We start from the raw sequence: 21,000 nt of genomic DNA, 5'->3' as shown, positions 1-21,000 counted from the left end.
GTGCGGAACCCTGTTGGCGTGGTCGGCTACTGCCGAGGCATTCTCAGAAAACCGGCCAATCAGCAGTCAATCCACGTTCCGGCGAAACCACGTCATTCGCTGGTTTCGTCGGGGCCCCTAGCGGAGAGATATCCAAGGCCGTCGCGGACTCCAGGAACAAGGAGGTGACGAACTCGTCAATCTGCTCAGGCGTCATCACAAAGACGGATTGGACAGCCATCTTGCGGAGCAGACGTTTCGTAGCATCTCGGAAGAGTTCCATGCGGCGTCCCGTGTTTGATTCCGAGGCAAACGCCAACAGACGCCCACCCATCGCGCGGGAAAGAACCGGATAGCCGCCAATGCGGGGCTTTTCGAGCAGGTTTACAACTTCATCTTCACCGAGCTTGCGTGCAAGTTCGGGACCAAGAAGATGAACCCTCCACCAAAGCCGGCCGATTGTTGTCCTTGTCATGTCAAACAAGCGATCCTCAGAGATATTCCACTTCTTGCTTTGAGTGTGGAATCGTCCATACCGCCAGAGGACAACGTCGGGTACAACGGCCGTGTTGATGAAATTCCAAACATCTATCGACGACGCATCGGCGGGCATGATGGTCATCTGGGCATGAACCTCTGGCCCAACGGATCGATCGAATTCAACGAGTACTTTGCTGCTCACCGCTGATGGGAATCCGAATTCCTCAGCAATACCCACGATCTTCCCCCGGAGCCCAAGTAGCTCTTCGGCACTTGCACGCTGCCGGGCAAGGGGGTAGTACTGCGCCTGAATAGTACTGAGATCAAGGGAAGAACCGATCTCTCCCAAACTCTGACCGCGGAGCACCTCCCAAGTTTGAGCTGCCTCGTACAGCGGCATACGAGGGTAGCACAGCAACGTTTGAATTTCCGCCACTTTATTTGGCACCAACTTTCGATTGGAGCTCGGCCTCGACGCGGCCAGGATCCTCTTGATACCGCTGTTGGACCTGGTCTAAGGATTCGCCCAAGAGCCGGACCACACTGCTCAGCACGTATCCGAGAGATTCCTCGGGATAGTCCGTTTGAAGGCTCAACTCGTCGCTGCTGAGCGCCTCGCGAAGCAGTTGGCGGATGAAATCCAGTTCAAGAAACCTCAGCCATGCAGCAGACTCCGCGGAGTCTGAATCTTCGAGCATCCGGGAGATGAATGGGTTGTCGACATTTAGCCATAGCCAAATTGCGGCAGATGCGCTTGCTCCCAAATCACGCGTCGTCAGCCGGAGCCACCAAAGTGATCTGCTCGAGCCGGCTATTCCGTGGTCCGCAAAACTCACCGGAAGCATTGGCAGACGAGGAGCAGTGCCCTCCAGAACAATCTTTCGATCAACTCGAAAGACAGTGTTTCCGAGCCTCTTCGGCGCAAAGGGACTTTCCACCGCATGCCCTATAGCGAGGACCGATATCTGGAATTCCAGGGACAGCGTCCCGGAAACCTGATCCGCCGGTACCGTCAAGTAGACCTGCTGGCGGCCACCGCGGACGTCGACGACTTCAGAGATCGTGATAAGCGGCGTTCCTGAGGAACGGGCGATGATTACTGCCCCTAGGCGTGCGCCTGGCGGCAGCCGCAGCCGGTGCAAGGCATCCGTGAGATCCAACTGATACGAGCATTTGATATAGATGTCGTCATAGTATGTCCAATTCTCAGCCAGAGTCTCGCCATCAGACAGAAGCGTTTCACCGACAGAGACGTCCCATGAGAGCGTCGACACCTCCTCAATGGGTAACGTTAGGTGCCCGAAACTAACTCCCCGCAATTTCAAGCTCCTCCACGGTGGCCGTGACACGGATTGCCGTATCGGCAGGCTGAGTGAACACGGCTGTGATCTCATCATCGCTCGGCACAGGCACCGTCAACACTTCCCCAGAGGAGAGCTGCCCACCTGATGACATCCACCCGATAAAACGAGGCATCTCGGCGTCGGCAGGGCTGACCGACTCATTCCCTCCAGACTCCGTAACGACACGGGCGGCAACACGGACTGCCACAGCGTTTCCTGGCCGCCCTCCAGTCACAGCGAATCCGAATCTTGCTACCATCTCGCCGTCCAACAGGTCCAAGGACGATTCAGCGAGTTGACGGATGGATGCCTTCCGCGGGCGCTTTGCACTTAGCCCATCAGACGAGCCCAGTGCTTGCTGTTCGGCCCCACTACCCGAGAAGCCGGAAAGCAGGCTGCCTAGGGCCGCTGACACCCTAGAGGCACCTTTGGAGGCAACACCGCTGCCTGCTTTGGCGCCTTGGACCGACAGCACCCGGAAGGTTTCGCGAATTTTGTCTAAGGCGATCCTGACGGGGTTCGGAGAATTTCTGCCCAATGCGGCTTGCTGATATACCCAGTCGTCATGGGTCACAGGTTCCGATTTGGCGAACTTTTCGTTCATGTCGGGCGCCGAAATGAATACACCAAAGACGGGCACTCCGTTCGGCTGAGCCGAAATTGGAAGATACTTCACCACCATCCGCGGATCCCGTAATAGGGCAACAGTGTTCTCAAGTTCGGATCCGGTTGCCACCGGAGTGTGGTTGATACGGTGTGTCAAGAGTCCCAGACTTTGATTTGGCCGCAAGCTTCGAATCGGTGTAAACGTAGTCTGCCAATTGCTTTCATGGCTCGGATCCATGATCCGCTTGCGGCACTCCATGTACGCCGAGGCAAACTCACGATAGACCGGATGGTTCAACGGCTCTGGGCCAGGGATCGAGTTGTTCTCTGCAGTGAACTCAAACCGAATATTTGGACCGTTTCCCATATCAAGGGCGTGTGGCCACGCCCATTTCAGAGCAGCTTCAGCGATCGCTGCCACCCGATCACGGCCGTTCGTGACACCAGCAAAGTCCGGTGCAACAACCATGATGCTCGTGCCGGTTTCGTCGCCCGCCGGAATTCGCATTCCCAGACTCTCAGCTAGCTCACGAGCGCTTTGACCGGTGAGTGGATCTACGATCCCGTCTGCGCCGGGCACCCCCCACCAGTTCCGCCCCGTGTACCGTCTGTCATCATCGTCATAGTCCCCATCACCTCCTGACACGCCAATCAAGCGAGGCTCAATCGATCCATTTTGACGCGCCTGTGAGTAGACAAGGCAAAGGCCCATTTGGCTTGCCCTGTACAAAACACCCTTACCGAGTCCATAAGTTCCACCCTCTAGGCCCTTGGTGGTCGAACGGCCAAGGTTCCGGACGAAGTCGACGAAGTCCCGTCGCTCGCCCGACGTCCCTGATACATCGGCCCGAATAGGACCTCCCAAGCCGCGTGTTCCTGTATCCGAAATGATGAGAACTCTCATTCGGCGATCGAAAATGTGTTTGTCAAGATGGGTAGATTTGCAATGCGGCGGCAGTTCGCCAAAGACGTCTCGAGTCAAAATGCGAGTTTGTTCCATCGACATTTCATACTCGTCTACAGCAAATGAGATTCGTCCATTCTTTTCAGTCCGCGCATCCCAACTATTCTGCAGAGACTCGCGAAGCACAAGATCCCAGAGCCCAAGCGACGTACGCCCGATGGCGTTGTCTGCAGAACGCGCATCCAGGCCGCCATCAGCGCCGTACTGCTGCCTATACAACGACAACATCAGTTTTGCCCACTGTTCGCTATTAGGACCGTCGACAGGTCGAGGTCAGCCTCCTCCATATGGCCAAGGTCAATGGAGTAAGAAATACTGCCAAGCCGCTCAATAGTGCCGGACGGAATCAAGGTTTCCGCGGTAATTCGCGGGAAGCTGACGTCAACCAAATACGATCCCGTGGACAGCGTGGAAAATTTAACTCCTTCGTATGCAGACGACTCGGCATCCGAATAGTGTGCGCCGCCTAGCACCGTCAGAAGCTCAAGCCTGGAAACACCTAATGCGATCAGCTCCTCGACCTTACCGGGGACTGATGTGCCGTTTGGCGAGCGCTCCAGTTGGAGGGCCCGAAGGTACAGGTCGCCCCGATCCGGCGCAGCCAGCTGACGGCCTCCATGAATGGTAACCACCATGTTGTTGTGATTGGTCGTAGCCTTCACCTCAATGGAACAGTCCGCGAATACGAAATCGTGTCGGTTGCCGTGGGGCCCTTGCCACGCAGATATGGCCTGAGGTCCGTGACATCTTACGAGCTCGTGGAGGACTGAGAGCTCCGCCATTATGCCTGCCAACTGCTCGGGCCCCAAGAGGGCTCCCCGATCGGCCTCAAAGAGATTCTTCCAGCGGTCTAAGGTCGCCGAAACTGCGTTTGGTGCCCTTTCGGGGTCCAGTTCTATGGCATTCAGAACGTCGTCCGCCAGTAGCCCGAACTGGTGGTGCAGCTTCGGGTCGATACAGCGGAGAATCATGAAAGGCCGTTGCACGCCATCAACAACCAGCTCAAGTGTCTGCAGTGACAGCGACTTACTATGCCAGTCCAGCGGGCCGCCGTTTGATATTTCCACTGGGACGAGCACCGTGGGGCGCCCTCCGGCGTCAACGGCACAAAGCACCTCGCCTTCCGCCGCAGATATGCCAGATTTCCGGGAATGGAAGCTTCCCGCGGCAGAGACATCCTTGGCAAGGAAATCAAAGACTGAAGACGATGACTCTCTCATGCTTTCACCAGCTCGTCTTCGATTGCCTTCGCTTCATCCAATTTATCGGCCGCTTCCAGTTCCTCTTCTAGAGCTTCAAGGTATTCAGTGTCTATCTTGGCGGCGACGTAGTCGACGACTGATCGAGGATTGCGCGAATCGGGGAACATGAAGCAGAGCCCTACGACGTCGGCAGCCGCGAATAGCGGAACTCTCCGGTTCGCTGCGGGTTCCAGCGCGGATTTATCTAGGTCTGGGTCGGATTCCTTGGCGATGGGATAGATGCAAAGGAGACCCTTTCGATCCGTCGCCTGCCGCAGTTGGCGGAATTGCAGCAACTGTCGGTCCGTGATTTTGTCTGTGGACTTTAGATTCAGCGATTTCCGGATAAAGTCCAATCCGACATCAAGATCAGCAACGCGGTCGGACGTCGAAGCGACTGCCTTTAGATTGGCCGTCCCGTCGTCGCTGGGGATGTACATCTTCTTACGGCGCAGGAGTCGGACTTTCCCGGCGAGCCCAAGATCCAGCTGCCCTTCGCCGTTGAGGGGCTCCATCAGTACAATCTCCCAGCGTTTCAAGTCGCCTTCGGCACGTTCCTTCTCGATGTAGCGGCTGATAGCGTCCTTATCAATGGACTTTGCCGCATCGTGGACCCTGTAACCATCCAGGAAGTCCAGAATTTCGTCAGCCGACACGTCACGGAATCCGCGCCGAGAGGATTCCAGTTCGTTTTCGTGATGGCCATTGCTAATCAGACGCTCAAACAGGTTTTTGGTTGCCGTGATGTTGCTTTCCAGCCAAGCGCCGTCGTCTTCGTTGAACATGATTGTTTGGACACGACGTCCTGAATAACTGACTTGCGCTTTGACAGCGGAACGCATTTTCGCGGCTGACGTGACTGACATTTGCGGATGGGTCCGGATCTTGACAGGAAGTTCTGCCGGCGTCTTACCCTCCGCTTCGTAGACTTTGATCTCCTCGCGAATCTCGGCTTCCACAATGGACAGCATGAGGAACCAGCTTTTCAGCTCAGAACTCATCCAGATGCGGATCAGATCTTCGTAGCCGACTCGGTATCCAAACCAGCGTCCCATTTGAAGCAGCGTGTCATACGCCGTTGAGGCACGGACGAAGTAGCTCGAGGTGAGGCCTTCGAGCGTCAATCCACGGGAAAGCGTGTTGCCACCGATGACGATGGCCGTCTGCGGATGCTCCTTGTCGTACACCAAGCGGTCGCTTGATTGATAGTTATCCACAACAACTTTGGTTGCACGGGCTGTCTCAATCAGGTGCGGCATGAGATCGCCGAATTCGATCGGCTGATGTCCAAATGAGTCAGCCTTCACGCGAGCCGATTCTGACTCCCACAGATCGCGGAATACGTCGAAGGCGCTTTGGGCCTCATTGACCAGCTCGGCCCTAATCCCGTCCAAATGATCGACGACGGCTTCCGCAGTCTTCTCATGCGCGCCAGCCAACATTGAGGTATGGATAAGCATTGAAGAATGGGCAACCTTGTTGGCGCGGAGTCGCCGGCATGCCGTGGCCAGGAGGAACCACCGAATTGCGACGTCCATTGCATCGGGCACTTCGGGAGACCACTGTTCCAGAAGCGTCTTGTTCCGGGGCGGGCGAACGGAGTCAACCTCCAAATCGGAAATCAAGCGGACTACATCCAAGCCATCATCCACCGAATCCTCGAGGCTCTCAGCTTCGAACTGACCGAATATCCTTTCCGCACCAAAATAGTTATCGGGGCGAGGTAGGTCCACGATGAAGTCTCGTGGATACAGGTCATGTTCGACACTTGGATCGATAAGCAGGTTTGCGAAGGGTGTCGCTGTGTATGCGATGTATGCAGCTTTTGGGTTGGCTAGGAGGTCTCGGATTAAGCCATTAATGGTCGACTGACGTTTTGTTCCTACATCGATTGATGCTTGGTCAGCTTCGTCGTCAATGATCAGAATTGGACAATTTTGCCGCGTAGTCGCGGATGCGGTCTTGATCCATTTGTGTAGTCGCCGGAGCCGAGAGGGATTCTTCTTAACCACGGCAATTGAGCGCATGGACGGATTACTGAGAATCGCGTCAGCAGAAGTGGTCACGCTGAAGTCCATATCGACGGAAGTCAACGGGTGCCAGATTGAACTGCACGGTTGGATCAGGTAGTCATTGATCCTATCCTGCGTCTGCGTGCGAAGGTTTTCGGTCGTTCCGGTGAGAACAATGATGAGTCGGTATCCGACGTCGGCCGCTTTCGCAACAACGGACATGAAGTTAGTCGTCTTGCCGCTCTGGACGTAGCCAAGTACAAGACCTCGGGTGCTGATGGCTTCCTTGCCTGGAGGACTGCCCAGTCCTATTACTTTGGACGAGGCTGCATCAACCCCCCTTACTGCGTTTTCTGGTAGTTCTTGAAGCAGCCGTGCCTTAAGCGTCGGCCAGACGACATCGTCGTGGCGTGGGCCGGAATACCAGAAGCCCACTTTCCTCTCCCGTTCGGCCAAAATGCCGGGATCGGGAATTTCCTTGATGAGGTTCAGCCTTTTCTCGTAAACGACACGCGCTGCATGCACGAGACCCTCTGGTGCGTACGTCAAGGCAGTCTGGGCACCTTGCAGTGTCATTCCGCCAGCCACCAAAGTTGCGAGCGTGTCAGCCATCTTCTCGACATCGCTGCCGGAATACTCCGTTGACTTCATCTTTTCCCCATAATCCGTCAGTGTTCGTAGCAACTCTTGTCAGATGGTAGCGGCCGGACTCGTCCGAACCACAATGGCATACCGTGCAGGCAAGCGCCGAAGGCTTACTTCCCTTCTTGTAAGATACCCAGGCGCTACATAGCGTTCGTGGCTGCGCGCCGTCGGTTTGGGCAATACATAGTCACGTCCGAGGTGGGGGCAAAAGAGCCAACGTTCGAGAGGAAGAATTGCGGATGACGTCATCTAGGTTCCGTAGACGCACGGGAGCGTTCCTGCCGGGGTCAGGTTGGACAACCCGAACAGAGCCACGAAGCCCGCTCCGCCTCGGGCGGTGCCTAATCACACCGAGTACATACACGATGTTCTAACCTCGATCTTTCATGAGGCGGGGTTTCTGATGGTTCAGGGCTGACTGTCGGCCTGACGGTTCCTATTGCGGTGTGGTAACTACATTTTCCCACGTCAGGGCGCCTTTCAGGCTTTAATTACGCGCCCCGGTCACACCCCCGATGAAATCTCGAGGCTAAATGGCGCGGCCGCATTCAGCGCCATCCACTACTCAGTCGCGCGAGTGCCCGGCACTCGCCAGGAGCAGACCAGCACGCCTGCGGGCGGGCGTTGGCCAAGGAGCTGGCCAGCTCGGGGAACCGCAGAGCATAGTAGGCCATCAGGCCAAAGCTCGCTCCCCGGTTCGAACACCTATGTCGGTGCTTGGCTTGGCGCTATTGGCAGGTACAACTAGTCGGTCGTCCTCCGCGCCGGCCACAAGAACAAAGACACCACGAACGACTCATGGTCCTGACTATCCAGCTGCACTATCGGACCGAGCTGGCTCCGCCGCTCTCGTTCTGGCTGGGCCTTTGTTGGTTCCCAAGGCCGCTGGCCCTCAGGTGATCAACGCCCCTATCATCACCTAAGCCAGAAGTACGGCGACATACTCGCCGGGCCCGGGCGGAAGCGGCCCGCCCATCAGGAAACCTGAAAAGCGCACTAGGGGATTAGCGGACAGGGACAACGGGTGCAACCGTCCGGATCATAGTCGGCGCCCCACACTCTTGGAGTTCGCCTCGACGTTTTGATCATCTGCGCAAGCCAAATGGCGTATCAGCGAGAAGGTCTCTACTGACTTTGGCTCATGAGGTGGCTGACGGCCGCAGCTGTCACTGGGGGTCTTCGTGCGGATGAATGTAGCCTCCTACTTCCTCAGACCATACCTTGTGTACGAAGCGTTCTGGATATTGCGTCAAGTCGGCTTGGGGTATGAAAGGAAGATGGTTGTGCCAGTTGATGAGTTCTTTCCGAGGCAGTGGAGACAGATTTGTTTCAAAGGCGCGTAGAGAGTTTAGGTGGCACACCCCGTCTTCGATGTGCAGTTCTACAGCAAGCTCGTCGAATTCGGAAAGCTCTGCTTTTATGAGGGGGACATAGTCTTTGCTTGCGGGAAGACTGAGCCGCCCTATCGGGACCCCATCGATACTCACTACAGCTCGTTCTCGTTTTCCATCACTGCCTACCGTAAGGGTGCCAAAGGCTGCAAGACTCCGGCCTCCAAACTCATCGCTAATCTTTCGGATTTGGCGGAGTGGCGGGGCATCCTCGTCGAGGTCGTAGACGGGAATCATGCGCCCTGGAGGCAGCATGGCGTAATGCCCCGGCGGGTGTCCGTTCACCGGATAAATCGCATTATGGCCGCGAAGGGCAAGCTCGGCCCCGCACGAGTACTGCGGCTCGGTTTCGCCTTCAACAGCTTGCCATGCAGTGGGCGGCTCGTCGAGGTCCTCGGGGCTCCACCACTGGTTTGGAACCTCGATGTACTTGTCGATCTCGGTTACCTTGAACCACAATTGGACGTCACAAATCGCTGAAAATCCACCATCGCGAATGGCGCCAATGAGCGGACCAAAGTACGCAGCATCATCCCTAGCAAGATACCCAACGAGCAACCCTCTGACATACACGGAAACCGCGTTGCCGTCATTTGGATTTGAGGGTTCGTAGACAAGTTCAGCGACTTCCCTAATACGTACGCCCCCGGTTACGCCGCTCACGCCTTCATGAATGGCTACATAAGAATCCACATAGTGGTTACCGCCGACGACTCGTAAGTCGTAATAGAGGCTGGACCCCCAGACGCGGAATCCTTGCCGCCCTTTCGGCAGCGACTCTGTTGTCATACCTATCGGGGCAACTTTCTTATCGCCTGCAGTTGTCACTGAAACTCGATTTCTCTTCGATGCTCTGAATGGCCCTGCCGACGCGCGTTACCAATCCATGGTCGTACAATAACCGTGTCCCAGAGATTTTCAATGACAACGGCTAGACGAGCATTAAGTGTCGTTACTCGGATGGGGATTTTTGACTATGCGCGCCGAAATGGCATCAACTGCCGCTAACCTCCCCTCCAACTCCCCGCACCGAGCACGCAACGCCTCCCTAGCGTGGACGGGTCGCCGGCGGACAGCTGGCCCCGTCATCCAATGCGGATACACCACTGCGCCCAATCCTGACCGCCGCGGCAGCCGCTGCCTCATCGCTACAATGGCGAGTTCCGCCGTCGCCGCGACGGCCGCGACGAATGGACCGAGAAGTCCTTGGACCGTTCTCGAACTCCCCGGCGCGCTGGGCGTGACCACACTGGAGCTGGGCACCCCCGGACCGAGGACGGCAAGGTAGTTGCGTGGCACGACACCATCCAGGCCACTGTCGCCGCGCCCGGGAGCCACCAGCGGTATCCCGGCATCACGTTCAGCAGCGCCATCATCGCGAACATCCGCGAGGCGACGAAGGCCAGTATGCCCGGGACGTCGGAGTCACGGATCAGAGTTGAGAGCTTCCCGGTTTCGCGTCCGGCATCGGCCGGCACCGCCCGGTGCACCACAATCAGCGCCAGCAGCGCGAGCGGCACGTTGACAGCGAACAGCGCCTGCCAGCCCAGCAAGCTCAGCAGCAAACCGCCGACGACGGGCCCCATCGCTGCCGCACACCTAAGCCGACCGTCGGCACCCGCCCACGCACCGCCGTCGTAATTCCCGACGGCGGCCGCTGGCTAGGTGCCCCGTCGGCTACGCCCCTTTCCCTGGAGCCCTGTATGACGGCGCCATCTTGGACGCTTCGTTAATATCTTCCGGCACCATGAGCGGCCCTCCGCCTATCCGGTGCGCGGCGCAGCGGCACCACCGGACCCGGATCAAGAGGAATCAGCAGCAGACCGAGAATGCGTGCACGATGCGAGCGGGACTGGCGATCTCGGAAAGCCGGATTCTGGCGATCCAACAAGTTTGACTTGTCACTGGGTTATTACCGCCTCACGGCTTTCGCCTTTCGTGACCCCGACGCTACCGCCCATTGCAAAAGAGCGCGCCCGCCAAAGTCGGACGCGCCCTTCGTATTTACCTTGAACCTGCGAAGTGGGTTCACGGCGCCTGATTCAGTCGATGAGCACCGGCTCCTTGGCATCATCCGAAGACTTGCCGCGGCCCGAGACCTTCCCGGAACGGTGGTGAAGCCAGTTAGCCACCGCCAAAAGCGCCACGAGTCCGAAAGTGCTCAGGAGCTGGGGGCGGGAGTCCTCGCCGATGAAGCCCACAGTGAAGATCGCGGCCAGGATGAGGAGACCGAAGCCCGTGAGCCACGGGAAGCCGGCCATCCGCAGGGGAAGCTCCGTTCCCTCCCGGTCGGCGCGGAGGCGCAGCGCCAGCTGGGCGAGGAGCGCGGACGTCCACACCAGCAGGCACGTCGAACCCACAGTGTTGAGCAGGACGGGAAGGACCTTCTCCGGGAAGGCCACCTCGAGCACGGCCGTGACAACGCCGAAGGCAACGCTGGCCAGGACCGCGACAACCGGAACCCGGGCCTTGGACACGGAAGCAAGCACGCGCGGCGCTACACCGCGCTCGGCGAGGGAGTACGCCATCCGTGAGGCACCGTAGAGGTTGGCGTTGAGGGCTGAGAGCAGTGCTGCGACGGCCACCAGGGTGATTGCGGTGGCTGCGCCGGGCATGCCTGCGGCGTCCAGTACCGCGGCGAACGGGCTTTTCAGCCCCGCCGAACCCACGGGAACCACGGCCGCGATAATGAAGATGGAGCCGATGTAGAAAACCAGGATGCGCCACAGCACCGTGCGGACTGCTGTCCGCACGCTGCGGGCAGGCTCGGCGGTCTCAGCTGCCGCCACGGACACGATCTCGGTGCCGCCGAACGCGAACGCCACCACGAAAAGTGCCGTGGCGATCCCGGCGAAACCGTCGGGCGCGAAGCCGGCACCGGTGAAGTTGGTCAGGCCCGGCGACTGAACGCCCGGCAGCCAGCCGAAGAGCAGGGCAGCGCCCACCAGGAGGAACCCGACGATTGCCGCCACCTTGAGCAGGGCGAACCAGAACTCGAACTCACCGAAGTTCTTCACACTGGTGAGGTTCACAGCGGTGAGCACCACGATGAACACGAAGGCCATCAGCCACACCGGCAGGACCGGGAAGATGGTGGCCAGCAGGCCTGCCGCCCCGAGCGCCTCGGCCGCGATGACCACCACGAGCTGCAGCCACCAGAGCCAGCCCACCGTGGCACCGGCCACCGGCCCGTACGCCTTGGCGGTGTAAACGGAGAAGGCGCCGCTGTCCGGATTTGCGGCGGCCATCTCACCGAGGGCCCACATCACCAGGATGATGAGGGTGCCGGCCACGAGGTAGGAGATCAGCACGGCCGGGCCGGCAGCCTGGATGCCCGCGCCGGAGCCGATGAAGAGGCCCGCGCCGATGGCGCTTCCGAGCCCCATCATGGTGAGCTGGCGGGGTTTGAGTGCGGCGCCCAGTGCGCGGCCAGACGTCATTGTCTGTTGTTCCATGGGGAGTCCTCTGGTTGTAGGTGGAACGGATTGGGTTTCAGGTCAGTCGGGTTTTCAGTCTGCGTGGGCCTCAAGGAGCCGGAGCACGCGGTCGTTGGAGGCGGGATCGGCAACGGTGATCCGCACGCCGTCGCCCTGGTATGCCCGGACCAGGATGCCCGCGGCGTCGAACGCGTCCATTAGCCTCGCGCAGAGATCGTCATCCGCCCGGATCCACAGGAAGTTGCCCTGGCTCGGCTGCAGCTTCCAGCCCTGGGCTTCCAGCCGCGCGGCCATCCGGGCGCGCTCCTGCCTGACGGCGGCCACCCGCGCTTCCATCTCCTCCCCCGCGTCCAGCGACGCGACGGCCGCCTTCTGGGCCAGCGCGCTCACGGCGAAGGGAAGGGCCGTCCGGCGCAGTCCCTCGGCGATGGCCGGCGCCGCGACGGCGTAGCCCACGCGGAGGCCGGCGAGTCCGTAGGCCTTCGAGAAGGTGCGCAGGATGCAGACGTTCGGGTACTGGCGGTAGAGCGCCAGGGAGTCGGAACCGCTGCCCGCTTCGGCGTATTCCACGTAGGCCTCGTCGATCACCACGAGGATGTCGGAGCGGACGGATTGCAGGAAGGCCTCGATGCGTTCGTGGCTGATCGGCACGCCGGTGGGATTGTTGGGGGTGCAGAGCAGGATGACCTTCGTGCGGTCGGTGACGGCCGCGGCCATGGCATCAAGGTCGTGGCCCTCTGCGTCGTCCAGCGGGATGCGGACCGGCCGGGCACCTGCCAGCTCAACCAGGATGGGGTACGCCTCGAAGGAACGCCACGCGAAGATCACGTCATCCCCGGCGTCGCACAGTCCGGTGATGATCTGTTGGAGGACGCCCACGCTGCCGGGCCCCACCGCGACCTCCCCGGCGGTGACGCCCAGGTGCCGGGCGAGCCGTTCACGGAGTTCGACGGCGGCACTGTCCGGGTAGCGGTTCATGGTGCCGGCCGCTTCGGCCACCGCAGCCGCGGCAGCAGGCAGCGGCGCGTAATGGCTTTCGTTGCTGGCGAGGGCAGCAATGTCCAAGCCGGCACTGCGCCGGCCCGGGACGTAGAGCGGAAGTCCGGCCACAGCGCCACGAAGGGTGGGGAGCGTGGTGTCGGGTGCGGTCAGGAGCTGATCACGGGTCATGAGGAACGATCATGTTGTGACCCGGCGCACAATGCAAGATACGCTCAACCCATTGGGACTTCTGCTCAACTTCGACTGTCTGTGGTGAAAATATGACCATCCCGAACCCCCGCACCGTGGATTCGCTCGACGGCAGGATCATCCTGGCCCTCGATAACGATCCAGAAGCCAGCGCCCTGGCACTCTCCCGGACGCTCGGCGTCGCACGGAACACGGTCCATGCCCGGCTGGCACGGCTCGAGCGCAGCGGCGCCCTTCGCTCCTTCAGCCGGAGGCTGGACCCTGCCGCGCTGGGCTATGACCTGATGGCCTTCCTCTCCCTGTCAATCAGCCAGACGCGGACCGGTGCGGTGGAAAACGGGCTCGCCGCGATCCCGGAGGTCATCGAGGTGCACGCCACCACCGGCGACGCGGACCTCATGGCCAAGGTGGTGGCACGCAGCACGGCCGACCTCTACCGCATCACCAACGAGATCCTGGAAATCGAGGGGATCCAGCGGACCAGCACGGCCATTTCCGTGCTGGAACTCATGCCGCCCCGCTACGACGGCCTCCTGAGCCGGCTGTCGGAGCAGGAATCCCGCCCTTCCAGCTAAGTGCGGTGATGCACGCCACAACTGGGCAGATTTTCACTTAGACGGGCAACTCCCTGCCAAATATCCCAACCAAACTCGACTCTCTTGCCTATCCGTGAACTACGCCACAAGATTCCTGCATGACTACTCTTACCGTCTCCGGCCGCGTGGCACAGGTTCTCAGCAGCTACCTCAGCGATGTCTTCGGCGTGATGGGCAACGGCAACGTCTACTTCCTGGACGCCGCGGAAAAGCTGGGCCTCCGATTCTCCCCCGTCCGCCATGAAGGCGCTGCCATCGCCGCGGCCGACGCCTACTACCGGACCTCAGGACGCCTCGCCGCGGGCACCACCACCTACGGCCCCGGCTTCACCAACGCGCTCACGGCGCTGGCCGAGTCGGTCCAGGCGCAGATCCCCGTCGTGCTGGTCACCGGAGACGCCCCGAGCAGCGGCGCCCGGCCCCAGGACGTGGACCAGGCGGCAATCGCTGCAGGCCTCGGCGCGGCGACCTTCACCGTCACCCGCGACGCCGCGGGCGCCATCACGCGGCAGGCGGTGGAGTACGCGCTCACCAAGCGGACCGCCGTCGTCATTGCCATTCCCTACGACCTCGCGGCGCTCGAGACTGCGGACGAAGAGCTTCCCGAGCCGCTGGCAGCAGCGGTAATTGACGACGTCGACGGCGGCCTTGGGCAGGTGGCCCGCCTGCTCGCCGGAGCAAAGCGGCCGCTGATCCTCGCCGGCCGCGGTGCGCACCTCGCCGGAGCCGGCCCCGAACTCCGCGAACTCGCCGACCGCCTCGGCGCACTAACCGCCGGAACCGCCCTGGCGCTCAACCTCCTCAAAGGCGAGGGGTACCTGGGCGTCGCGGGCGGTTTCGGCACCGACACCGCGGCCGGGCTCATGGGTGAGGCCGATGTGGTCCTTGTGGCCGGGGCGAGCCTGAGCCCCTTCACCATGCGGTTCGGGCACCTGCTCGGCCCGGACAGCACCGTCATCCAGATCGACGCCGCCCTGCAGCCGACGCACCCCCGGGTGGATACGTTCGTCAGCGCGGACGTGAAGTCTGCTGCGGGACACATCCTGCGGATGCTGGATGGTGGACCTTCGGGAGAAGGCTGGCGCGCGGAAGCCCGCACGCGCGTGGCCGAAGGACCCGCGCACCACCCAGGCTCTGACGAGACCCCGGACGGCCGGCTGGACCCGCGCTCCCTGGCCACGGCACTGGATGCGGTGCTGCCGGAGCGCCGCACGGTGGTCCAGGACGGAGGGCACTTCGTCGGCTGGGCACCCATGTACTGGCACATCCCGAGGCCCCAGGACCTGGTCATGGTGGGGACCGCCTACCAGGCCATCGGGCTGGGCCTTGCCAGCGCCGTCGGGGCAGCCCGCGCAGTGGAGGACGGCCGCACCCTGGTGCTGGCGTCCGGCGACGGCGGTTTCCTGATGGGCCTGTCCGACCTCGAATCGCTGATTGGTGCGGCCAGCAGCGCGGTCGTCGTGATCTACAACGACGCCGCCTACGGGGCCGAAATCCACCAGTACGGCTCCCAGGGCCTGACCGAAAAGCCCATGCTGATCCCGGAGGTGGACTTCAGCGGCATCGCCCGCGCGCTCGGCGCCGAGTCGGCGATCATCCGCTCACTGGCGGACCTTGCCGCACTCACGGACTGGATCGACGCCGGCGCCACGGGAACTTTCGTGGCCGACTGCCGGATCACGTCCAGCGTCCGGGCCCCGTGGCTGAGCGAGTGGATGCAGGCCAAACAGGAGGCGAAGGCGGCGGTCGCGGGCTGAATTCACAGGTCCACCGCCTAACATGGCCCACATGAAGGCTGCCAGGGACGCACGCTCTGCCGCCGTTGTAATCAACGCCGGATCACGCCGAGGGGCGGCACCCGAACTTGCCGTGGACACGATGCGCAAGGCAGGCGTGCCCATTTCCTCGGTGCACCACGTGCTGTCCGGGGCAGACCTGGCCGGAACGCTTGACCGGGTGCTTGCGGACGGGCACGACCTGGTGGTTGTCGGCGGCGGCGACGGGACTGTGTCCTACGCCGCCGGTCGGATTGCCGGCACCAACGTTGTGCTCGGTGTTCTTCCGCTGGGCACCGCCAACGACTTCGCTCGCACGCTGGAGATACCGAACAATCTTGCCGAGGCGTGCGCTGCCATCGCCGAAGGGAAGGTGGTGGACATCGACCTCGGCCGGGCCAACGGCGAGCCATTCCTCAACGTCGCCTCCGTTGGCCTGTCGGTGGCTGTTACCGAAGCGCTCAGCCCCCGCCTGAAGCGGTACATCGGGCCATTGGCCTACGGCATTGCCACCCTGCGCGCTTATGCCGGGCACAAGGCGTTCGGAGCCCGTCTTGAGTTCCCCGACGGGGACCACAAGCCGCTGGAGCTCGACAACCTGCTTCAGGTGGCCGTCGGCAACGGCCGGCATTACGGAGGCGGCAACACGGTCTCCCCCACCGCAGGGATCGATGACCACACCCTCGACATCTACGCCATCCTGGCGGGGCCGCTGCAGGAACACGTGAGTATCGCGCGGTTCCTCAAGGACGGAAGCTTCATTGAACACGACCGGGTGTACCACCTCACCAGCCGAAGCGTCCGGCTGGTCACCGAGCAGCCGCTGCCGGTGAACCTCGACGGCGAGATCGCGACGACCACGCCCTCCGATTTCACCGTCCAGCGCAATGCCGTCCACGTGGTGGTGCCTCAGAGCAGCGCCAGCGCTTTGTTAGACGGACCGGGCGCCGCGAACTGGCCGTCCGTATGAAAGCCTGCTAACTAGTCAGGTCGCGCGCACATCTCTTGTGACTCGCTGATCGAGGCGGCCAGCAGGGCTCCGTGGCTGAGCGAGTGGATGAAGGCCTCGCAGCGCGAAGGCGGCGGTGGCGGGCTAGCGAAGGCCCGCCGTCGATATACTCCAAACATGCCAATCACAGGCCTCGACATAGGCATCCACACTCAGCCGTCCACCCTTGAGCAGCACGGGTGCGATCTGTGAGCGGCGGTCTCGTCGCCCTGCTGGACGACGTTGCAGCACTGGCCCGCATAGCGGCCGCCTCGGTGGACGACGTCGCCGCCGGAGCCGCCAAAGCGGGGGCCAAGGCCGCCGGCGTGGTAATCGACGACGCCGCCGTCACCCCGCAGTACGTGTCCGGGGCGGACCCGTCCCGCGAACTGCCGATGATCAAGAAGATCTTCTGGGGCTCGCTCCGGAACAAACTGTTGATCATCCTGCCGGCACTGCTGCTCATCAGCGCCTTCATTCCAGGGGCCATCCCCTTCATCCTCATGCTGGGCGGCACCTACCTCTGCTACGAGGGTGCCGAGAAGGTCTGGCACAAGATCCGCAAAGACCACTCGGACGAAAAGGCGCCGGCGGTCGAACGGGGTCCGGAGGCGGAGGCCAAGGTCATCAAGGGCGCCATCACCACCGACTTCATCCTGTCCTGCGAGATCATGGTCATCTCGATGAACGAGGTGGCCGGTGATTCCCTGTGGGCCCGGGCTGTCATTCTGGTCGTTGTTGCCCTCGTGATCACGGTGCTCGTGTACGGTGCCGTCGCACTCATCGTCAAGATGGACGACGTCGGCCTGCACCTGGCCGCTAAGGATTCCGCGCGCTCCCAGCGGTTCGGTGAGCTGCTCGTCAAGGGGATGCCCTCGGTGCTGGCCGCGATCACCCTTATTGGGACGGTCGCCATGCTGTGGGTGGGTGGCCACATCATGCTGCAGGGAGCACACGACCTCGGCTGGCACGCCCCCTATGACTTGGTCCATGTCCTCGAGGCCCCCTTCGTCGGGATCCCGGTGGTGGGCGGCTTCCTGGCCTGGCTCGTGAACACCCTGTGCTCGGCCATCCTCGGACTCGCCTGGGGCCTCCTCGTCATGGCTATCGTGCACCCGCTGCTAAAAGTGCTGCCGTTCGGCAAGAAGAAGGGCGAGCACGAGGAGGGCGACGTCCGCGCCGCAATCGCCGGCTACCGGCCGACAAAACGGAACGATGGTCCTTCCTCCTAGCCTTACTCCCCCATCCCAGGATGGACCGGAACGAAATCGATCTTGTTGCCGGAGTTCGTTCGGCCCGCTGGCGTCCTGGAGTATCCGCGCGCATCCAGGCCGTTCTTCGCGCGGAATTCCGCCAGAGCCGCATCGTAAACCTTGTTAAGGGCCCGGCCGGAGAATGCACCGGTGCTGCCGTCGCTGAACGTGGTCCTGATGCGGACGCTGTTGGGGTAGCGCCGGTTCATCCGGACAAAGCCTTGGGCGTCCCGCTGGAGGGTAATCAATGGAGCTGCTTTCGTTGAGGGACCAAGTTCCAGTCTGACGCAGATTGCGCCGGGCAGATGCCAGCCACAAGTGGATGGGCCCGCAACCACTCGTCGAGCGGCATTGTCTTCCGCCGGGACAGGTCCTACCGTGAAGGGACTGTCAGCCGAAGCAGGTGTAGCCATGCGGACAATGTCCTGGTCATCGCACTGCCTGCTCTTGTGTTTCCTGGTGGCCCTCGGAAGTTCCACTCCCTCGGCTGCCGCCGCAGGGACCGCCACGGAACCAGACAATCCTGAACAGGCCTATGCTGCGGTGGACTCCTTCCTGCGGGACCAGCTCGAAACCCTCGGGATTCCCGGTGCAGCCATCGCCGTCGTGCGTGACGGCAGGCAGGTGCACTCCGGCGCCTTCGGCGATGCGGCACCATCCGGGCGGCCGATGACTCCGCAGACGCCGGTGCTGCTGGCCTCTACCAGCAAGTCCCTGACGGCCATCGCGGTGATGCAGCAGGTGGAGGCCGGGCGGCTGCGGCTGGACGAGCCGGTGCGGGCCTACCTGCCCTGGTTCACGCTGGACGATCCCCGGTCACCGGACATCACGGTCCGGCACCTGCTCCACCAGACCAGCGGCATGTCCTCCAGGGACACGGCCTTCGAAGGGTCCCTTGCCCAGGAGCCGGAAGCCCTCGAAGAAGCGGTCCGTGCGCTGGCCGGCTCCCCGCTGGCCGGCGAACCGGGGCAGCGATTCCACTACGCCAGCGCCAATTACAACATCCTGGGCCTCCTGGTGCAGACCGTCGCCAACCAGCCCTTCGGGGAGTACCTGAAGCAGCACGTCCTCGGGCCCCTGGGCATGGTGCACAGCCATACGACGGCGGCAGCCGCCCGGGAGGACAACGCGGCCGAGGGCTATTACCGCTGGTTCAGCTCGTTCTGGGTTGAGACCGACGTTCCGGCGCCCGCCGCGGGGATGCCCTCCAGCACCCTGTACGCATCGGCCGAGGACCTGGGCCGCCTGCTGACAGCACTGCTCAACGGCGGCCGGTATGGGGACGTCCGGATCCTGCAGCCGGGAAGCGTGGCGGAGATGTTCGAGCCACGGACGTCCGTGGACGAGGCGAAGGGCTACGGCATGGGCTGGTTCACGCGGCCGCTCGTGGAATCCGTTGATCCTGCGGCCCCGGCGCCCGCCGCTGGGGAGTTGCCGCTGCTGCTGGAGCACCAGGGGGAATGGGGCAATAGCCACACGTACCTGGCCGTGGTTCCTGAGTCCGGCCTGGGCGTGGCCCTGGTCATCAACGGCAACGACACTGCCGCCCCGTCCCGGCTCAAGGCCATCGACACCAACATCCTGCGGATCCTCCACGGGCACTCCCCCATCCCCGCCGTGGTTATCGAGGACTGGCTGCAGCAGTCCAGCTGGGCAGTCTCGCTGGCCCTGCTGCTGGCGGAGCTGCTGAGCCTGTGGCTTTCGCTTTCGGTCCTGTTCCGACGGCGGTTCGCGCGGCTTGGCCGGTGGGCTCTCCCGGTGTGGACCGCCGTCGCCCTCGCCCTTGATGCCCTTGCCCTCTGGCTGTGCCTCATCTACGCACCCGCCCGGTTCGACACCGACCTGCTGGTCATCATCCGCCAGTTCCCGGACGTCGGCGTCCCGCTGGTGCCGGTTCTGGGGCTGGCCATCCTCTGGCCCGTTCCGCGGACCGTCTTGTTGGTCATCGAGGCATTGCGCCACGCTTCACGCGGCGTACCCTGAAACCATGGCAGCCGAACCCAGTTCCGTGCGCACCCTGGCGGGACGGGTGAAGGCGGCCTACGACAACCTTCCGCTGCCGGCTCCCGTCGTGGCAGCGATGGCCCTCGATTTCCTCCTTGCCAGGCTCCGTCCCCTGCCGCTTCCCGGCCCCCGTTCCGTCCACAGGCTGGCGGGGGCGGGACTTATGTTCGCCGGCGCCGGCCTGAATGCCTGGGCCCTGGCTGAACGCCGGCGGCGTTCGGCGGGCCCCTTCGAGCTGGAGCGGCCGGAGGAGCTGGTGACCACAGGCCCGTATGCCATAACCCGCCACCCGATGTATGTGGGCTGGTGGCTCATCCAAATCGGCGCGGGAACGCTGGCCGGTTCAGCCTGGGTCCTCGCACTGCTGCCCGCCCAACTGCTGGTGGAGCACCGGTTTGTCCTCGAGGAAGAAGCCGCGCTCGCAGACCTGTTTCCGCAGTCCTACCCGGATTACGCGGAGCGGGTTCCACACTACGTTGGGCTGCCGCGCGGTTAGGCTCCCCCGCACGTAGGTTCCTTCGGCTGGAACTCAAGCGCCGCCGTCGTACGCCTCCGGACGGCGCCCAACTATGGATGGCGGGCAGGGGCATTGGTGGGCCATGATCTGAAGATGCGCCGCTTCGGAAAGACGCGGGCCTGGTGGGTCCCGCCAGCCCTGCGCGGTTACAGGTCCGAATGGCGGCGCCACGGCCTGGTGGCGGGCGCTGCGCTCTTCGCGATCCTGGTCCCCGCGGGCATGGCGTACGCCCAAGCCTCCGGCCTTCCCCCGGTGACCGGCCTCTACGCGATGTTCGGATGGGCCGTACGTTGCCGCCCGGCCGTGGCCAAACAAGGCAAGGTCACGGCTGGAGGCCAGCGGGGCGCCGCCTGAGTAAGCAGGTCCAGGGCACTCGGATTGCCTGAGGTTTTCAGGCCCCGGCATGCCCCATTGGGCGTAGACTCGCAATTGCGTCGGGACGCCGTGACGGGACATGCGGTTCCCCGGCAATGAGCCCCTCTCCTGCAACTCCTCCGGGCACGGCCCTTCCACGTCCTCCCATCAGCCCGGTCCCCGTATCGGCCCTCCCGTAAACCACAGAACCCCGAAAGGCACAC

16 protein-coding genes and 1 pseudogene are annotated in these 21,000 nt (G+C 62.3%); 7 read left to right on the top strand and 10 right to left on the bottom strand.

What is annotated here, in order from left to right; genetic code table 11:
* Positions 1 to 43: 43 nt before the first annotated feature.
* From FYJ92_RS04530 to hisC, 9 genes and pseudogenes are all read right to left on the bottom strand, one after another.
* Positions 44 to 910: a hypothetical protein gene (locus tag FYJ92_RS04530; protein ID WP_185262790.1), complete on the bottom strand. Its 867-nt coding sequence runs from the start codon at positions 908 to 910 to the stop codon at positions 44 to 46.
* A complete protein-coding gene (locus tag FYJ92_RS04525) occupies positions 897 to 1,733 on the bottom strand; it encodes a hypothetical protein (RefSeq protein WP_185262789.1) in 837 nt (278 codons plus the stop codon). Before FYJ92_RS04525 ends, FYJ92_RS04530 begins: the two co-directional genes overlap by 14 nt.
* A gap of 31 nt (positions 1,734 to 1,764) precedes the next feature.
* The gene (locus tag FYJ92_RS04520) at positions 1,765 to 2,916 is read right to left on the bottom strand and encodes a hypothetical protein (RefSeq protein WP_185262788.1); all 1,152 of its coding nucleotides are present in this window, start codon (positions 2,914 to 2,916) and stop codon (positions 1,765 to 1,767) included.
* 683 nt (positions 2,917 to 3,599) lie between these two features.
* Entirely contained in the window at positions 3,600 to 4,592 is a 993-nt protein-coding gene (locus FYJ92_RS04515; RefSeq protein WP_185262787.1) for a PD-(D/E)XK motif protein, read from the bottom strand.
* The gene (locus tag FYJ92_RS04510; RefSeq protein ID WP_219729684.1) at positions 4,589 to 7,309 is read right to left on the bottom strand and encodes a Z1 domain-containing protein; all 2,721 of its coding nucleotides are present in this window, start codon (positions 7,307 to 7,309) and stop codon (positions 4,589 to 4,591) included. Before FYJ92_RS04510 ends, FYJ92_RS04515 begins: the two co-directional genes overlap by 4 nt.
* A gap of 1,127 nt (positions 7,310 to 8,436) precedes the next feature.
* On the bottom strand, positions 8,437 to 9,450 hold the full coding sequence (locus tag FYJ92_RS04505; RefSeq protein WP_185262786.1) for an HIRAN domain-containing protein: 1,014 nt from the start codon (positions 9,448 to 9,450) through the stop codon (positions 8,437 to 8,439).
* 524 nt (positions 9,451 to 9,974) lie between these two features.
* Positions 9,975 to 10,256: pseudogene (locus tag FYJ92_RS04500) on the bottom strand (MFS transporter); the annotation flags it as partial.
* 447 nt (positions 10,257 to 10,703) lie between these two features.
* The gene (locus FYJ92_RS04495; RefSeq protein ID WP_185262785.1) at positions 10,704 to 12,116 is read right to left on the bottom strand and encodes an amino acid permease; all 1,413 of its coding nucleotides are present in this window, start codon (positions 12,114 to 12,116) and stop codon (positions 10,704 to 10,706) included.
* A gap of 54 nt (positions 12,117 to 12,170) precedes the next feature.
* Positions 12,171 to 13,268 carry a histidinol-phosphate transaminase gene (gene hisC / locus FYJ92_RS04490; RefSeq protein WP_185262784.1) on the bottom strand — a complete coding sequence of 366 codons (1,098 nt, stop codon included), beginning with the start codon at positions 13,266 to 13,268 and terminating at the stop codon, positions 12,171 to 12,173.
* A gap of 92 nt (positions 13,269 to 13,360) precedes the next feature.
* Between hisC and FYJ92_RS04485 the strand changes: the two genes are divergently transcribed.
* The 4 genes from FYJ92_RS04485 to FYJ92_RS04470 all read left to right on the top strand — a co-directional run bounded on the left by FYJ92_RS04485 (position 13,361) and on the right by FYJ92_RS04470 (position 17,880).
* A complete protein-coding gene (locus FYJ92_RS04485) occupies positions 13,361 to 13,864 on the top strand; it encodes an Lrp/AsnC family transcriptional regulator (protein WP_185262783.1) in 504 nt (167 codons plus the stop codon).
* Positions 13,865 to 13,983: 119 nt separating this feature from the next.
* The gene (locus FYJ92_RS04480; RefSeq protein WP_185262782.1) at positions 13,984 to 15,642 is read left to right on the top strand and encodes a thiamine pyrophosphate-binding protein; all 1,659 of its coding nucleotides are present in this window, start codon (positions 13,984 to 13,986) and stop codon (positions 15,640 to 15,642) included.
* A 31-nt stretch (positions 15,643 to 15,673) separates the two neighbouring features.
* Entirely contained in the window at positions 15,674 to 16,630 is a 957-nt protein-coding gene (locus tag FYJ92_RS04475; RefSeq protein ID WP_185262781.1) for a lipid kinase, read from the top strand.
* 227 nt (positions 16,631 to 16,857) lie between these two features.
* On the top strand, positions 16,858 to 17,880 hold the full coding sequence (locus FYJ92_RS04470) for a DUF808 domain-containing protein (RefSeq protein WP_185262780.1): 1,023 nt from the start codon (positions 16,858 to 16,860) through the stop codon (positions 17,878 to 17,880).
* A 2-nt stretch (positions 17,881 to 17,882) separates the two neighbouring features.
* Here FYJ92_RS04470 and FYJ92_RS04465 read toward each other — a convergent pair whose 3' ends face one another.
* Positions 17,883 to 18,149 carry a hypothetical protein gene (locus tag FYJ92_RS04465; protein ID WP_185262779.1) on the bottom strand — a complete coding sequence of 89 codons (267 nt, stop codon included), beginning with the start codon at positions 18,147 to 18,149 and terminating at the stop codon, positions 17,883 to 17,885.
* Positions 18,150 to 18,312: 163 nt separating this feature from the next.
* Here FYJ92_RS04465 and FYJ92_RS04460 point away from each other — a divergent pair, with 163 nt between their 5' ends.
* The 3 genes from FYJ92_RS04460 to FYJ92_RS18925 all read left to right on the top strand — a co-directional run bounded on the left by FYJ92_RS04460 (position 18,313) and on the right by FYJ92_RS18925 (position 20,776).
* On the top strand, positions 18,313 to 19,884 hold the full coding sequence (locus tag FYJ92_RS04460; RefSeq protein ID WP_185263666.1) for a serine hydrolase: 1,572 nt from the start codon (positions 18,313 to 18,315) through the stop codon (positions 19,882 to 19,884).
* Positions 19,885 to 19,888: 4 nt separating this feature from the next.
* Positions 19,889 to 20,401 (top strand): isoprenylcysteine carboxylmethyltransferase family protein, encoded by a 513-nt coding sequence (locus FYJ92_RS04455; RefSeq protein WP_185262778.1) that lies wholly within the window; start codon positions 19,889 to 19,891, stop codon positions 20,399 to 20,401.
* 96 nt (positions 20,402 to 20,497) lie between these two features.
* The gene (locus FYJ92_RS18925) at positions 20,498 to 20,776 is read left to right on the top strand and encodes a SulP family inorganic anion transporter (protein ID WP_255482305.1); all 279 of its coding nucleotides are present in this window, start codon (positions 20,498 to 20,500) and stop codon (positions 20,774 to 20,776) included.
* The last annotated feature ends 224 nt before the right edge of the window (positions 20,777 to 21,000 follow it).

It is taken from the genome of Pseudarthrobacter sp. NBSH8, from assembly GCF_014217545.1.
Classification (GTDB): Bacteria; Actinomycetota; Actinomycetes; order Actinomycetales; family Micrococcaceae; genus Arthrobacter.
The sequence above is the reverse complement of the archived record's forward strand: the minus strand, read 5'-3'. Positions and strand labels throughout refer to the sequence as shown.